The sequence below is a fragment of the Actinacidiphila bryophytorum genome, from assembly GCF_016916835.1.
Lineage (GTDB): Bacteria > Actinomycetota > Actinomycetes > Streptomycetales > Streptomycetaceae > Actinacidiphila > Actinacidiphila bryophytorum.
Genome location: NZ_JAFFIX010000002.1, coordinates 140,890 through 155,778, shown reverse-complemented (window position 1 = coordinate 155,778; position 14,889 = coordinate 140,890). Strand labels below are relative to the sequence as shown.

The 14,889-nt window shown below is 72.6% G+C and carries 16 protein-coding genes; 6 read left to right on the top strand and 10 right to left on the bottom strand.

The window, feature by feature from the left end:
* Positions 1–77 precede the first annotated feature (77 nt).
* The gene (locus JT723_RS03880; RefSeq protein ID WP_205042947.1) at positions 78–1,646 is read left to right on the top strand and encodes an LPXTG cell wall anchor domain-containing protein; all 1,569 of its coding nucleotides are present in this window, start codon (positions 78–80) and stop codon (positions 1,644–1,646) included.
* A 39-nt stretch (positions 1,647–1,685) separates the two neighbouring features.
* Here JT723_RS03880 and JT723_RS03875 read toward each other — a convergent pair whose 3' ends face one another.
* The gene (locus tag JT723_RS03875) at positions 1,686–2,864 is read right to left on the bottom strand and encodes a UDP-N-acetylglucosamine--N-acetylmuramyl-(pentapeptide) pyrophosphoryl-undecaprenol N-acetylglucosamine transferase (protein WP_205042946.1); all 1,179 of its coding nucleotides are present in this window, start codon (positions 2,862–2,864) and stop codon (positions 1,686–1,688) included.
* A 114-nt stretch (positions 2,865–2,978) separates the two neighbouring features.
* Between JT723_RS03875 and JT723_RS03870 the strand changes: the two genes are divergently transcribed.
* Complete coding sequence (locus JT723_RS03870) at positions 2,979–3,665, top strand: NADPH-dependent F420 reductase (protein WP_205042945.1); 687 nt, start codon at positions 2,979–2,981, stop codon at positions 3,663–3,665.
* Between the two features lie 86 nt (positions 3,666–3,751).
* Here JT723_RS03870 and JT723_RS03865 read toward each other — a convergent pair whose 3' ends face one another.
* Positions 3,752–4,399, bottom strand: coding sequence for a response regulator transcription factor (locus JT723_RS03865; protein ID WP_205042944.1), 648 nt, complete (start codon positions 4,397–4,399; stop codon positions 3,752–3,754).
* Positions 4,384–5,667 (bottom strand): sensor histidine kinase, encoded by a 1,284-nt coding sequence (locus JT723_RS03860; protein WP_205042943.1) that lies wholly within the window; start codon positions 5,665–5,667, stop codon positions 4,384–4,386. Before JT723_RS03860 ends, JT723_RS03865 begins: the two co-directional genes overlap by 16 nt.
* Positions 5,668–5,791: 124 nt before the next feature.
* Here JT723_RS03860 and JT723_RS03855 point away from each other — a divergent pair, with 124 nt between their 5' ends.
* A complete protein-coding gene (locus JT723_RS03855) occupies positions 5,792–6,301 on the top strand; it encodes a hypothetical protein (protein WP_240165036.1) in 510 nt (169 codons plus the stop codon).
* A gap of 2 nt (positions 6,302–6,303) precedes the next feature.
* Here the strand turns inward: JT723_RS03855 and JT723_RS03850 are convergent, their stop codons facing one another.
* Complete coding sequence (locus tag JT723_RS03850) at positions 6,304–6,504, bottom strand: hypothetical protein (protein ID WP_205042942.1); 201 nt, start codon at positions 6,502–6,504, stop codon at positions 6,304–6,306.
* A gap of 155 nt (positions 6,505–6,659) precedes the next feature.
* Between JT723_RS03850 and JT723_RS03845 the strand changes: the two genes are divergently transcribed.
* Positions 6,660–7,550, top strand: coding sequence for a hypothetical protein (locus JT723_RS03845; RefSeq protein ID WP_205042941.1), 891 nt, complete (start codon positions 6,660–6,662; stop codon positions 7,548–7,550).
* A 27-nt stretch (positions 7,551–7,577) separates the two neighbouring features.
* Here JT723_RS03845 and JT723_RS03840 read toward each other — a convergent pair whose 3' ends face one another.
* The 5 genes from JT723_RS03840 to JT723_RS03820 all read right to left on the bottom strand — a co-directional run bounded on the left by JT723_RS03840 (position 7,578) and on the right by JT723_RS03820 (position 11,502).
* The gene (locus JT723_RS03840; RefSeq protein ID WP_205042940.1) at positions 7,578–8,087 is read right to left on the bottom strand and encodes a hypothetical protein; all 510 of its coding nucleotides are present in this window, start codon (positions 8,085–8,087) and stop codon (positions 7,578–7,580) included.
* Positions 8,084–8,545 (bottom strand): hypothetical protein, encoded by a 462-nt coding sequence (locus JT723_RS03835; RefSeq protein WP_205042939.1) that lies wholly within the window; start codon positions 8,543–8,545, stop codon positions 8,084–8,086. The genes JT723_RS03840 and JT723_RS03835 overlap by 4 nt, the downstream gene beginning before the upstream one ends.
* Before the next feature lie 7 nt (positions 8,546–8,552).
* Positions 8,553–10,403 carry an alpha/beta hydrolase gene (locus JT723_RS03830; RefSeq protein ID WP_251513043.1) on the bottom strand — a complete coding sequence of 617 codons (1,851 nt, stop codon included), beginning with the start codon at positions 10,401–10,403 and terminating at the stop codon, positions 8,553–8,555.
* A 3-nt stretch (positions 10,404–10,406) separates the two neighbouring features.
* Positions 10,407–10,895 carry a hypothetical protein gene (locus JT723_RS03825; RefSeq protein ID WP_205042938.1) on the bottom strand — a complete coding sequence of 163 codons (489 nt, stop codon included), beginning with the start codon at positions 10,893–10,895 and terminating at the stop codon, positions 10,407–10,409.
* A gap of 142 nt (positions 10,896–11,037) precedes the next feature.
* Complete coding sequence (locus JT723_RS03820) at positions 11,038–11,502, bottom strand: MarR family winged helix-turn-helix transcriptional regulator (protein WP_205042937.1); 465 nt, start codon at positions 11,500–11,502, stop codon at positions 11,038–11,040.
* A gap of 144 nt (positions 11,503–11,646) precedes the next feature.
* Between JT723_RS03820 and JT723_RS03815 the strand changes: the two genes are divergently transcribed.
* Positions 11,647–13,107 (top strand): DHA2 family efflux MFS transporter permease subunit, encoded by a 1,461-nt coding sequence (locus JT723_RS03815; protein WP_205042936.1) that lies wholly within the window; start codon positions 11,647–11,649, stop codon positions 13,105–13,107.
* A gap of 13 nt (positions 13,108–13,120) precedes the next feature.
* Entirely contained in the window at positions 13,121–14,248 is a 1,128-nt protein-coding gene (locus JT723_RS03810; protein WP_372441218.1) for a glycoside hydrolase family 19 protein, read from the top strand.
* A gap of 66 nt (positions 14,249–14,314) precedes the next feature.
* Here JT723_RS03810 and JT723_RS03805 read toward each other — a convergent pair whose 3' ends face one another.
* Positions 14,315–14,776: a GNAT family N-acetyltransferase gene (locus JT723_RS03805; protein ID WP_240165083.1), complete on the bottom strand. Its 462-nt coding sequence runs from the start codon at positions 14,774–14,776 to the stop codon at positions 14,315–14,317.
* Positions 14,777–14,889: the final 113 nt, after the last annotated feature.

The window sequence follows — 14,889 nt, the reverse complement described above, 5'->3', positions numbered from 1 at the left end:
GGGACAACCAAATCCGGTCGTCGGCTGTCTTGTCCGAGAAGACCCGGGAGGACCGGGGCGAGGGGGAGGGCGGATCGATGAGAGGGTTCGGCAGGGTCGGCGGGGTGGTGGCGGCGCTCGCGCTGGTGGTGCTCGGGTCGGCAGGGGGCGGGGGGCGGGCTGTGGCCGCGAGCCCGGTGTCGGTGCGGGTCATGGCGTTGCCGCAGTCGGTGTTCGTGCCGCGGCACGGCGACTCGGGGTACGCGGAGCCGTATCTGCTCGCGCTGGCGTCCGGCGGGGTCGACGGCAGCGGTGACGAGACCGATCTGACCGACGTCGAGGCGGTGTTCGACCTGTCCTCGCTGGCGGGCAAGGTCGGGGTACAGCTCACCTCGGGCGGGCCGTCGTGCACCGAGGACCAGGGGGTCGTACGGTGCCCGCTGGGGGACTTCTACCAGCGGACGGAGCTTTCGCCCTTCAAGCTCACGGCCCTGGAGGGCACTTCCGTGGGCGTGGCCGGCACGATCGGGCTCACCGTCACGGCGTCGAACGCCGCGACCGTCACCCGGACGACCCAAGTCGTCGTCGGCAGCCCGCGCTTGACCACCGACCCGGTGACGTCACAGGAGTTGACCGGGGGCAGCGTGCAGGTGTCGCCGGCGTTCGGCAACCGGGGGGACATCGCCGTCACGCAGGGCATCACCTTGCAGGTCAGCAGCGCCGCCGGGACGACCGCGCGCTACTCCAACTGCCGTTACAACCGGGCGGATGCGCCGACCGTCGCCGAGTGCACCTTCGACCGGGCGCTGGCGCCGGGCGACGCCTTCCGCACCGACGGCGCCTTCTCCTTCGCCCCGCCGGACGCGTCGTCCGGCGTGACCGTCACGTACGCGGTGTGGCCGACGGGGAATCCGCCCGACCTGGCAGGGGCGTTGCCCGCAGACGCCCCGCGCGGCACCGGCGGGCCGCTCGGGCTCACCGCGATCGACGGGTCCGCGCTGGTCGCGGGCGGCTCCACGGAGTTGACCTTCCTGCCGCCCGGCGGCACCCATGTGGACCTCGCCGCAACGGCGTTCACCATCACCGGGAAGATCGGCAGGACGGTGGACGTCAACGTCCCCTACCCGACGACGCCGAAGGGCGGCTTCGACCGGAGCATGGTCGAGGGCCCGCTGGAGGTGACGATGCCGCCGGGTACGACGGCGCTGCCGCTCGGGCGCGACGAGGAGACCGAGGCGGTGTACTGCGTACCCGCCGACGGGGGCACCAAGGCCACGTGCGGCTTCGGCCCCGACGGCTTCGGCACGGTGCTGCGCGTGCGCATCGACCGCAAGGTGGCGGGCGCGACGGGCACGATCACCGTACGGCCCAAGGGGGACATCGACCCGAACCCGGCCAACAACAGCGCCGCGATCACCGTGGCCGTGCAGGGCGGCTCCCCGTCGGGCAGCCCGAGCGCCACGCCGACGTCCGGCTCGTCGCCCGACTCTCCTGCGGGCAACCAGCCTTCCCCGATCGCGACGGCCCCCGCAGCCGGTGACGGGAACGGCGACCGGCTGGCCGCCACCGGCACCTCCGGCGCCCCACTGCTCGGCGTCGGAGGCGCCGCATTCCTCCTGGGCGGCGTCCTGCTGGTCGTACGGCACCGCCGCCGCCGCACCGTCTGACCGAAAGCCGGCCCGTCAGCCGGACCGTCAGCCGGACCGTCAGCCGGACGAAGCCGCGGACAGGATGACGTCGACGAGCCGGTCCGCGGCGTCCGGGCGGCCGTGCGACCTGGCGCGCTGGGCCATCGCGGCCCGGCGGGCCGGGTCGGTCAGCAGCGGCGAAGCCGCGTCGCGGAGGGCCGTCGGCGTGACCTCGCCGGTCAGGGCGACGGCGGCACCGGACTGCTCCAAGTGGCGTGCGTTGTGGGCCTGTTCGTTGCCGGCCGAGGTGGCGAGCGGGATGAAGACCGCGGGCTTGCCCAGGGCGGTCAGCTCGGCGAGCGTACCGGCGCCGCTGCGGGAGATGACGACGTCGGCGAGCGCGAGGACGTCGGGCAGTTCCGGTCCGACGAAGCCCGTCGGGTAGTAGCGGTTCGCCAACTCCGGTGGCAGGGCGGCGGCGTGGCGCCGCAGCGCCTCGGCGTGGGCCGGGCCGCACTGGTGGACGACGTTGGCCCGCTCCAGCAGCCACGGGAGCGTGTCGCGTACGACGTCGTTGATCTGCTGGGAGCCCTGGGCGCCGCCGGTGACGTACACCGTCGGCAGGCGCGCGTCGAAACCGTACAGGCCCAGCGCCTCGACGGCCTTCGCCGGGTGGCCGGTGAGCACTTCGGGGCGGATCGGGTTACCGGTGACCACGGCGATGCCGCGTACGGACTCGGGCAGCAGCGGCAGCGAGGACTCGGAGGAGACCGCGATCCGCGTGGCGGAACCGGCGAGTTTGCGGTTGGCCAGGCCCAGCCGCACGGTCTGCTCGTGCAGGACGAGCGGGCGGCGGCACATGCGGGCGGCCAGGCCCGCGGGGACGGCCACGTAACCGCCGGTCGCCAGGACGACGTCGGGGCGGAAGTCCGACACGACCTTGCGGGCCTGCGCGACGCCGAGCGGCACGCGCGCCATGTCGCGGACGTTCGCCGGTGACACCATCTTCAGCGGGTTCGCCGAGCGGCGGATCTTTCCGGTGGCGACGGTGGTGAAGGCGATGCCCTCGGCCGGGGCGACCCGCGCCTCCAGGCCGTCGGGGGTGCCGATCCACAGCACGTCGAGCGTGCCGCCGGCGGCCGCCAGCCGGGCCTGGAGGGTGCGGACCGCCGTCAGTGCCGGGTACGTGTGGCCGCCGGTGCCGCCGCCCGTGACGATGAGCCGGAAGGTGCGGGGAAGAGGAGAAGGGCTGTTCACCCCGCGCACCCTACTGGCTCGCCGGCCGCGGAACCGGCGGCCCCCGCTTCCGCTTCCGCCACCTGCGGGGAAGTGGGGCGGAACATTCCGGGTGCGGTCGGCGTTGGCGACCGTATGGCCACCTTGGGACTCATCGGCAGTGGACAGATCGGCGGCACTCTGGCGCGCGTCGCGGTGGATGCGGGGCTGGACGTGGTGCTCAGCAACTCGCGGGGGCCGCAGAGCCTCGCGGGGCTCGTGGCGGAGCTGGGGCCGCGGGCCAGGGCCGGGACGGCGCAGGAGGCGGCGTACGCGGGTGACTGGGTCGTGGTGAGCGTGCCGGTCAAGGCGTATCCGCTGATGCCGCGCGAGGCGCTGGTCGGGAAGACCGTGCTCGACACCGGCAACTACTACGTGCAGCGCGACGGGCACATCGCGGAGCTGGACAGCGGCGAGACCACGCACAGCGGGTGGCTGCAGCGCCACCTGGAGGGCGCGTCCGTGGTGAAGGTCTTCAACAACATCTACTTCAAGCACCTGGGCGCCCTGCCGCGGCCCGCGGGTGCCGGCGGCGACCGCGCCGCCCTGCCCATCGCCGGCGACGACGCCGGCGCGAAGGCGCGCGCCACCGAGCTGCTCGACGTGCTCGGCTTCGACGTCGTGGACGCCGGGCCGCTCGCCGAGGGCTGGCGCTACCAGCCGGACACGCCCGCCTACGGAAGCCCGTACGCGGACCAGTCGGTCGCCGACTTCACGGCACAGCCGCCCGTCCCGGCGTCGGTGGACGACATCAAGGCGGCCCTGGCGGCGGCCCGGCGCTGAGGACATCCGCACCGGAGAGGCCGGCGCCGGCCGCACATGGTCGGCGTCGGCGCGACATGGTCGGCGTCGGCCGAACCACTCGCCGTTCAGGGGTTGTTGAGGTAGGCGAGGACGGCGAGCACCCGCCGGTTGCCGTTGTCGTCGTCGGTGATGCCGAGCTTGCCGAAGAGCGAGGTCGTGTACTTGCCGATGGCGCTGTCGCTGAGGAAGAGCCGCCGGCCGATGGCCTGGTTGGACAACCCCTCGGCCATGAGGGCCAGTACGGAGTGCTCGCGTTCCGTCAGGGCGTCCAGGCGCCGGCTGGAGGAGCCGCTGGAGAGGAGCTTGGCGATGACGGCCGGGTCCATGGCGGTGCCGCCGCCGGCGACGCGCTCCAGGGCGTCGATGAACTGGTCGGCGTCGAAGACGCTCTCCTTGAGGAAGTAGCCGACGCCGCCCGTGCCGTCGGCCAGCAACTCCCGTGCGTACAGCTGCTCGACGTACTGCGACAGGATCAGGACGGGCAGCCCCGGCACCTCGCGGCGGGCGGCGAGGGCGGCGCGCAGGCCCTCGTCCGTCTGGGTCGGCGGCATGCGGACGTCGACCACGGCGGCGTCGGGCCGCCACCGCAGCAGGGCGTCGAGCGTCTCGGGTCCTGTGGCCGCCGTCGCCACCACCTCGTGCCCGCACGCTTCGATGAGGCGGACCATTCCGTCGCGCAGGAGGTAGAGGTCTTCGGCTACGACGATTCGCATGGCACCATCATCCTCACCCGCGTCGGGCCGCCCGCGGGGCTGCTGATCTCCAGCGTGCCGTCGAAGACGGCGAGCCGCCGGCGCAGCCCGTCGAGCCCGCCGCCCGCCCGCACCGCGGCACCGCCGCGCCCGTCGTCCTCGACCTCGACGGTGACGCCCGCGGAGCCGGCGGCCACCGAGATGCGCGCCCGGTCCGCGTGCGCGTGCTTGGCCGCGTTGGTGAGCAGCTCGGCGACGGCGAAGTAGAGGGCGGACTCGACCGGCGGCTCCAGGCGGAGCGGGGCGTCCGCGGTGACGACCGCTTCGAGCGGGCTGTCCAGGGCGAGGGCGCGGAGCGCGTCGACCAGGCCGCGGTCGTTCAGCACGGGCGGGTTGATGCCCCTGACCAGTTCGCGCAGCTCGGCCAGCGAGGCGGTCGCGCCGGCCCGCGCCTCCCGCATCAGCGCCCTGGCCTGCTCCGGGTCGGTCTCCATGAGCTTCTCCGCGGTCGCCAGCGACAGGCCGAGCAGCACGAGGCGGGCCTGCGCCCCGTCGTGCAGGTCGCGTTCGATGCGGCGGATCTCGGCGGCCTGCGCGACCGTGGCGTCCGCACGCTGGGCGGTCAGCTCGTCCACCCGGTCGGCGAGCGCCATCGCGGGCGACGGGCGCAGGAAGCGTACGGCCGCGGGCACGACGCAGCGCCAGGCGTACGGGGCCGCGGCGACCGCCACGAGCAGGCCGAGCGCCCCGGCGACACGCCAGGCGGTGTCCTGCCGGCTCAGCCCCAGGGCCGCCAGCGCCACCCCGGCGGGCGGTACGCAGGCGGGCAGGCCCGCGGCGAACGGCACGATCGCGGCGAAGCGCACGTCGCGCCGGTTGGCCGGGTCGGTCACCCGCAGCCGCCACTGCTGGTCCATGAGGGCGTCGCGGCGGGAGCGCTCGTAGCCGAAGCCGTTCCACCAGTAACCGGTCGACAGCTGCGTCACCGGCGGGGCCTGCCGGTATCCGCCCGGGATGACGGTGGACGTCCACCGGGCGACCAGGAAGCGGACCGCCCGGCACACCGGGCGGGCCAGGGCCGCGGTGCCCAGGCACACCAGCAGGACCGGCGCCAGCCACGACCACGGGTTGGCCGCACCCCACCAGATCCCCAGCGCCACCGCGGCGGCCCACACCGCGGGCACCAGCATGCTGACGGCGGCGACGGCGCACGCCCGTACGAACCCCACGCCGGCGCGCACCGGCCACGAACCCCGCTGTCCCACGATTCCTCCGCCTGCCGTCTCCATGCCTCCACTGTGCACCGCCCGGGGCGCGCTGCGGGCCTGGTCAGCCCGGGAGTGGGGCCAGCCCCACCCAGGTGTGGGTCCAGACGGATACCCCGGCGGCGGGGCGCTTCGTAGCGTCGTCGGCATGGACACCACACCGCACAGCACGCCGGACAGCACCCCGCACAGCACCCCGGGCAGCACCCCGGACGGCACGCAGAACAGCACCGCCGCGCCGGCCCTCCGCCGCAGCCCCGGCGCCCGGGAAGCCCTCGCCGCGGCCAAGAGCGGCATCACCCTCTACGGCGCCCTCGCCTGCGCCGCCCTCGTCGCGGTCGCCGCACTGGCCGGCGCCGGACAGACGGTGAACACCTTCATGTGGGTGCGGGCGGTCCTGCTGCCCGTCGTCGCCCTCCTCCTGCACCGGATGACCGCCGCCGCCTCCCGCGGCGCGCGCCGGGCCTTCGACCGCGTCAGCACCCTCACCGCGGTCATGCCGGTCGCGATCATCGGCGTCGACCTGATCCCGGGCATCTGCCCGCTGTGGTACGCCGCCGCGCAGACCGTCTGCATGCTGCCCGTCGTCCGCGTCGCCTTCCTCACCCGCGGCCCCGCCCTGCGCGCCGCCTTCCCCAAGTCCTCCACACCGGCCTGACGTCAACGTCCCCGCGACCGCACCCCTTTGAGCACCGCGCGCAGCACCGCCAGGCGCTGCGCGGACTGGACGGGGTCGGACGGGCGGAGCGCGGATCGGGCCGCGTGGACGGCGAGCACGCCGAGGATCAGCCGGACCACGGCGCCGCTGACGGCGGCGGAGGCCAGGACCCACACGGTGGCGCCCATGGTGAGGGTGAGCATCGTCGGTCACCTTTCTGAAACCGGGGAGAACTCCGGTGTAGCGCGCGGGGCGGCGGCACGGCTTCCCCGCAGCCGCGCGGAACCGCCCCCGGCGCCCCAACTCCGCGCAGCTGCGCCCCTGGTGGCCGACCGGGGGATCAGGGAGCATCCGGCCCATGGACGACATGGACGCACCGAGCGGCCCCCGGGCGAAACGGGAGCTGCCCTTCCCCTACGACCTGGACCTGTCGGGGGTCCTGCGCAACCTCAACCGCCGCACCCGCTGGGGGCGCGACCGGCTCGCCAACGACCGCGTCACGGCGGCCCTGCTCGCGGCCGGCATGCGGCTGCTCGAACGCCACCTCGGCCCGGGGGTCCGGCAGCGCGTCAACAGCGAGCGCCTGCTGCTGGGTTCGCTCTCGCAGCGCCGGGTCGCCGAGGAGTTCGCCCGCAACCCCGCGCCCTTCACCCGGTACGGCAACGGTGTCTCGATGCTGCGGGACCGCTGGAGCCCGCACTCGGACTTCGTGACCGACCTGATCACCTTCGCGGTCTGGCGGGAGAACTACCGCCCGGAATTCCGCGAACAACGCGCCGCCAACGTAAGGCGGTTGGTCCACGGCACGGACTTCGTACGGGCCGTGCACGACATCGCCTACCAGCACACGGCAGAAGGCCTCGGACTTCCGTCGGTGCGGCTCGGCCTCGCCCTGATGACCGCCGCCGAGGGCGACGAGGAGGTGACCCGGATCATCTCCACGGTCTACGAGGACTACCTCGGCTCGTGGAAGAAGCTGTACGCGACGGTGTTACGCGAGCGGCACCTGCAACTGCGCAGGGGCCTCACCCTGGACGACCTGGCGAACGCCCTGTCCGCGGCCACCGACGGCATGACCCTGCGGGCCATCGGCGACCCCGCCGCGGGAGTCGTGGACCACGCCCACCGCAGCTCCCTCATGGGCACGGTGGCGCTCGCGGTGATCCACGCCTTCCTCGAACCCGACGACGACGCGAGCGGTCTCACGCTGGAGCAGGCGGTCGCCGCCCGGTTCGACAGACGGCCCTGAGGTGCGGGCGAGTCGCCCCGGCGGGGGTTACTTGGTGCGGAAGCAGGGCGAGGAGACGGCGAACTGGATCAGCGGGTCGCCGTACTTGAGGTTCTTCTCCCAGGTCACATCCATCTGGATCTTCGTCGCCAGGTGGGTGGCCAGGATCTCCTGGTTCTTGCTCATGCTGGAGTCCGGGCCGTTCCTGACGATCTTCCAGCCCTGCCCGGGCAGGCGCGCGGCCAGGTTGGCCATGCCCTTGCCCAAGGCGGTGTTGTCCTTCGAGTGCACGCTCCACATCTGGGACAGCACGCGGTCCGGGCTGTCGTCGTCGCCGTCGTCGCACGACAGGTCGGTCGGGGTGCTCCGCGGCGGGAAGGCGCCCACCTGCTGTCCGGTCACGTGGGCGGCGTTCATGACAGCTGCGGACTGCGTCATGACCTCGCTCCTGACGGTCGCCGCGTCGCGCTCGGGCGTGCCGCTGCCCCCGCATCCCGCGGCCAGGGCGAGCCCACCAGCGACCGCGGCGGCCCGCCAGGCGGCGGCGAGCCGCGTCACTGCCCGGGCTCCTGTGCCGAGACGAAGAAGCGGGAGTAGACGGAGAAGGAGATCAGCGGATCCCCGACGTCCGCATTCCGCTCGAAGGTCGCTTCGAGCTGGACGTGTGTCGCCAGGTGGGTGGCCAGGATCTCCTGGTTGCGGTTCCGGCTGGAGTCGGGGCCGTTGCGCACCACGTGCCAGCCGTTCTCCGGCAGCCGCCGGGCGAGTGCGGCCATTCCGTCTTCCAGAGCCGACTCCTCCACGCCGTACAGCGACCACAGGTGCGTGACGTTGTGGAACTCGTCGGGGTCCTCGCCCTGGTCCCAGGGCAGTTCCATGGGGCCGCCCTCGGACACCCTTCCCTTGACCTGCACCATGTCGAGCACGGCGCTGGACAGTTCGGCGACCTGCGCCTTCACCTCCCGGGCGGGAAGGACTCGTGGCTGGTAGCCGAGACGGTCGGACACGTCGTTCATTTCCCCACTACCTCGGTGCTCCGTACGGCGACTGGTGTGTCAGCTTCACGTTGTCGTACCGGCCGACGACGACCTCGGCCTGGTTCTTCAGGCTGACCGACGGCTTGCCGTTGTCCATGTTCCAGTACGCACTGTGGTTGTGGGCGTCCGACGCCATCACGTTGCCGCCGAACGCCGGGTCGGTCGGGATGTTCCCGCCGCCGCCCAGGCCCATGAAGCGGCCACCGTCGCGGACGACGTGGTCGAGGCCGCCGCCGCCCTCCGCCCACATGTGCGTCGGATCGAGGCCGAGGTCGCCGGGGTGCTTGGCCTGCATGCCCGGGCTGCCCACCGCGATCACGTCGTCGACGGGCAGCGGGTCGGCCGTGCGGAAGTCGTTGTCGGGGTCGTACTTGGCGGTGTCACCGATCAGCGTGCTGCCGTAGCTGTGGCCGATGAGCGTCGTGTGCGCGTGGCTTCCGGTGGCCGCCTGGTGGGCCGCCGCGTTGCCGTCGAGGAAGTTGCGCAGCTCGGGCGCACCGGCGTGGGCGTACGAGTCACTGGTGGCCGCCGGGATGTTGTCGGGGGCGTTGTAGTCGAACCACGTGATGGTCGAGATCTTGGAGTGGGAGTCCTCCAGGTTGCTGGCCTGCCACAGGTTCACCCCCCGGTTGATGTCGCCGCCGATCTTGTCGAGCTTCGACGTCGTGCCGGGCACGTAGATGGCCGTGTGGTCCGCGGTGTCGGGGTTGCCGTTGGCCAGGATGACCTTGCCGTCGCCCTTGCCCTCGGGGTCGAAGCCCAGCAGGTACGCCTCGGGCAGGCCGTCGGTGCCGGTGGCGTCGAAGCGGGCCTGGATGGCGTCCATGCCCTTGACCCGGCCGCGGATGTGGCTCATGTCGCGGTACTTGTCGCCGTACATCGCGTTCCACACCGTCCACTCGGGGGTGTGGACCCCGCGGCCCGAGGGGTCGGCGATGTCCGCCCAGACCTGCTTGGGCGGCGGCGGGATCGAGTCCAGCTGCGTCTGGTAGTTGCCGCGGGTCTCGGCGAGGACCGTGCGGTTGGCCTCGTCGCGTACGGTCGCGGGCAGGCCGTCGAGGGCGCCGATGCGGTCGGGGTAGGCGGCGATGTAGTCGGCCTGGTCCTGCGGGGACAGGCCCTTCCACCAGTCCGCGTTGTCCTGCGGGGTGCCGTGCTTGGGCGGCGGTTTGAGGTGGCTGAGGTAGGAGGCGGCGTCCTTGTCGACGCCGGCCATGTCCTTCTGGGCGTCGGCCCAGTCCGCCGCGGAGACGGTCAGGTCGTCGTCGGCCATGAGCTTGCGCAGCTGCGGCGCCCACTTGTCGTCGGCCGCGGTGGCCTCGCGCAGGGCGTCGGATATGCGGTCGGCGATGTCCTGGGCCACGGCGTGGTGGGGGTTGGGGTCGAAGTGGGCGGCCTGGTGGTCGATCGCGCGGACCGAGGCGTCGGCGGCGCCGGTGACCGTACCGCCGTGGACGGGCTTGCCCTTGTCCTCGCCGCCCTCGGGATAGGTGACCGAGCCGTCGTCGCCGACGGTGAACTTGTGGGCCGCCGCGTCCGCGACGGCCGCGTCGAACTTCGCCTTGGCCGGCGTGATGTCGGAGACGAAGGCCCGCAAGGCGGTGCTGACCAGGCCGCACTCGACCTGTATGTAGTGGAAGTTCTCGGCGACCTCGCTGAGTTGGCGGTGCGCGGCGTCCGCGCCGACGCCGGCGAGCCCGGCGACGCGCATCTTCGCGCTGATGCCGTTCTCGATGTCGCCCTTGCCCTGGTCGGCCATGTCGCTGAGCGCGCGGTAGCCGTCGGCGAGGCCCTCGAACTGGGCGGTCTTGAGGAACTTCAGAGCGGGTACGTCCACAGGTCAGCCCGCCTGGTTCCGGCCGCCGACGGCAGGGGTGTCCTTGTAGGGGTCGTCGAGCTTGTCGAACTCGGCCTTGACCACGTCGTCGCTGACGCACAGGGTCGCGCCCGCCGCCTCCAGCTGCTTCTGCAGCGCCCCGCACCGGGTCAGCAGGCTGTTGACGTAGCCGCTCCAGGTGGGGTGCAACTCGGCCTGGGCGGTGAGGGTTTCGAAGGTGCAGTCGGAGAACTGCAGGCTGGTGTCCATGGCCTGCTGGGCCTCGTAGAGCTTGGTGCCGGCCTTGGACAGGTTGTCCGCCAGCGTGCCGACGCCCTTGGCGGCGGCCTTCCACGCGGCGATGTCGGAGGCCATGCCCGCGTCGCCGCCCGTGGCGTCGGGAGTGCCCCCGCCGCCCCCGCCGTCAGCGGCTGCGTCGGCGTGCGCCAGCGTCAGCACCGGCCCGCCGGCCACCTCCTGTTTGATCCCGGCCCATTCCGCTTCGAAGGTCACGGCCCCCACCCCTCCCCGATCACGCGTCACTTCAGGTGATCCTCGCCCCCACGCTACCCGGCGGGGTGCGGCCCGGGGCATGAGTCGCCGTACTCAGATCGGCAGCGGATCGGCCGTGGGGCGGCCGTCAGACAGCCGGGGCTCAGCCCTCGGTGGGGCTCGGCGGGGCGTCGGGGACGGACTCGCGCAGCACCGCGAGCAGGTCGAGCAGGAGGGTGCGCTGCTTGCCGGACAGTCCGCGGGTGGCCCGCGCCAGCGCGGCCCGGTCGATCTCCTCGGCCTTGGCGTGGGTGGAGCGGCCGAGCGGGGTGAGGGCCAGCAGGTACGCCCTGCGGTCGGTGGGGTGGCGTACCCGCTCGACCATGCCCTCCCGTTCCAGCGCGTCGACCAGCGACGTGACGGTGCGGGCCGCGACGTTGAGCGCCTCGCCCAGGTCGCGCATCCGCAGCGGCTCGTCGGCGGGGGTGTTGGCCAGCGCCCGCAGCAGGCGCAGCCGCGGTACGGACAGGCCGTGGCCGCTCAGCTGCCCGTCGACGTAGGTGCGCAGCCGCACCGTGGTCCTGAAGAGGTCGTCGACCAGTACGTCGCTGCTCCGGGTGTCCACCACTGGGTCCCGCCACGCTCCTTCTTCTGCCGTCGTCCGCGACTGCCCTTGCCGCCGTCGGTTCTGCCGCTGATTGTGCCGCTGCCCGTCTTCATGTGCCGACTCATAGTGAGTAGACTCAGCATATCCGCCGCCGACAGGAGGCCCATGCCCGGCCGTCGCCTCGACCAGCGCCTGGTCGTACCCGTCATGTTCGTCGCCACGTTCTTCCTCGTGGTGATGGACGGTTCCATCACCACGGTCGCGCTGCCCTCCATTGCCCGCAGTTTCGGCGTGTCGGCGGCCGGCAGCGACAGCGTGGTCGTCGTCTACCCGGTGTGCGTGGGCATCAGCATCCCCGTCTCCGGCTGGCTCGGCGACCGGTTCGGCGCCAAGCCGGTGCTGCTCACCGCGATGGGCCTGTTCACCGCCGCCTCCGCGCTGTGCGGAACGGCCGGCAGCCTCGGCCAACTCGTGGTCTGCCGCGGCCTGCAGGGCCTCGCCGGCGGCCTGCTCACCCCGGTCGCCGGCGCGATGCTCTTCCGCACCTTCACCCCGGCCGAGCGCGTACGGGCCTCGCGGATCATGACCCTCCCGCAGCAGATCGCGCCGTCCATCGCGCCCATGCTCGGCGGCACCCTGGTGGACGGGCTGTCCTGGCGGTGGGTCTTCTACGTCAACCTGCCCTTCGGCGTGGCGGCGCTGCTCTTCGGCCTGTTCTTCCTCGACAACCCGCGGCACGGCGAGCCCGGCCGCTTCGACATACCCGGGCTGCTGCTGTCGGGGGCGGCGATGTCGCTGCTGATGTACGGCGTCTGCGAGGGCGCCCGGCAGGGCTGGTCGTCCCCGGTGATCACCGGCTCGCTGGCCGCGGGTGCCGCGCTGGTGGCGGCCACGGTGCTGGTCGAACTGCGCACCGCCGCACCGATCCTGCGGCTGCGGCTGTTCAGGGACGCGCTCTTCCGCGACACCAAGATCGTCGTGCTGCTCGGCTTCGTGCCGTTCATGGGCGCGATGTACGCGGCGCCGCTGTTCATCCAGGAGGCGCAGGGCGGCAGCGCCTTCGCCTCCGGCAGCAGCACCTTCACCGAGGCCGTCGGCGTCCTGCTGACCGTGCAGCTGGTGGCCCGCGTCTACGACAGGGTGGGGCCGCGGCGGATCATGGCCGCGGGCCTTTTCTGCGTGGCCGTCGTGCTGGCCGTGATGACCACGGTGGAGGCGGGTACGGGGCCGTGGGCCTTCCGGATCTACATGTTCCTGCTGGGGCTGGGCATGGGTGCGGTCTTCATGCCGGTCACGGTCGCGTCGGTCAGTACCATCCCCAAGGAGGACATGGGGCAGGCCTCGACCCTCAACAGCGTGATCAGCCAGTTCTCGATGGCCCTGGCGCCCGCGCTGGTCGCCACCCTGCTCATCGCCGACACCCCGGCGGGCGCGCACACCGCGCCGCCGTCCGCCTACCGGACGGTCTATCTCGTGCTCGCGGTGATGGCCCTGGTCGCGGCCCTCTTCACGCTCACCATCCACGACGCCCGCACGTCGCGCGCCCCACGCACCCCGCAAGGCCCGCGCGCCCCGGGGCGGCGGGCGCCGGCCGCCCGCAGGAAGGAGCATTGGTCTGGACCTTGACAGGTCCAGACCAATGCGCTGGAGTGTGCCAGGACCCCACTCAACCCCCATAAGGAGTGGTCACGTGTCGAGACAACGTCTCATCGCGTTCCTGGCCGCACTCGCGGCCATCGTCGGCCTGGCGATCCTCGTGCCCATGTCGTCGCCCGCCTCCGCGGCGACCTGCGCCTCCGCGTGGAACTCGTCCTCCGTCTACACCGGCGGCATGACCGCCTCCTACAACAACCACAACTGGTCGGCGAAGTGGTGGACGCAGGGCGAGACGCCCGGCGCCGCCGACGTCTGGGCCGACCAGGGCAGCTGCACCGGCGGCACCGGCGGTACGACCGGCGGCTCCACCTGCAGCTACCCGGCATGGGCGGCGGGCCACTCGTACGTCACCGGCGACATCGTGCGCTACACCAACGGCCTCAACTACATCGCCACGCACGACAACCCGGGCTACGACCCGACCATCAGCACGTGGTACTGGAGCCCGTACAGCTGCTCAGGCTCCGGCGGCACCACCGGCGGGGGCACCCCGCCGCCAGGCGGATTCGTGGTCAGCGAAGCGCAGTTCAACCAGATGTTCCCGAGCCGGAACTCCTTCTACACCTACAGCGGCCTGACCGCGGCGCTCAGCGCGTACCCGGGCTTCGCCACCACCGGCAGCGACACGGTCAAGAAGCAGGAGGCCGCGGCCTTCCTCGCCAACGTCAGCCACGAGACCGGCGGCCTCGTCTACATCACCGAGATCGACAAGTCCGGCAACTACTGCGCCGCCGAGCCCTACGGCTGCCCCGCCGGCACCTACTCGTACTACGGGCGCGGCCCCATCCAGCTGAGCTGGAACTTCAACTACAAGGCGGCAGGCGACTCGTTGGGCGTCGACCTGCTCGACAACCCGGGCCTGGTCGAGACCGATCCGGCCATCTCCTGGAAGACCGGCCTGTGGTACTGGAACACCCAGACCGGACCCGGCACCATGACCCCGCACAACGCCATGGTCAACGGCGCCGGCTTCGGCGAGACCATCCGCAGCATCAACGGAAGCATCGAGTGCAACGGGGGGAACCCCGCGCAGGTGCAGTCGCGCATCAACGCGTACCAGAGCTTCACCGCGATCCTGGGCGTGCCCACGGGCAGCAACCTGTCCTGCTGACCGGCTGTCCGCCCTGAACGGTCTTCTCCGACCGGGCGCCCCGCCTCCCCTCCTGGGGGCGGGGCGTCACGCGTTCGGGGCCGCCGTGGCGGTCGCGGTACGGGCCACCGGGCGGGTCATGGTGACGTCGACCGGGTCCTCGGCGGCCATGACGAAGCCGTGCCGCTCGTACAGGCGGCGGGCAGGGCTGCCCTGCAGGACGACCAGGCCCACCGCCGCACCCTCCGCGTCCGCGCGGGCCAGCACCGAGCGCAGCACCGCAGAGCCCAGGCCGCGGCCCTGCACGTGCGGGGCGAGGTAGAAGTGCTCAAGCCACAGGCCGGTGTCCACCGGGCGGACGGTCAGGCAGCCGGCCAGGTCGCCGCCGACCGTGACGACGCAGGTGTGCCGCGCGTCGAAGGCGTCCCGGAAGCGCTGCCGTACGCGGTGCTCGTCGTAGCGGCCTAGCCGCACCAGGTCGGGGCGCATGACGAGGGCACGCAGCTCGGCTATCGGCTCGACGTCGGCTGCGGCCGCGGGGCGCAGCATCCACTCGACGCGCTGCGCGCTCTGCGCGTTCTGTGCGCTTTGTGCGCCGGGTGCGCTGGTCGCGCTGTTTGCGCTGGTCATCGGCGGATCATCTCATTCCGCACGTGCGGCTC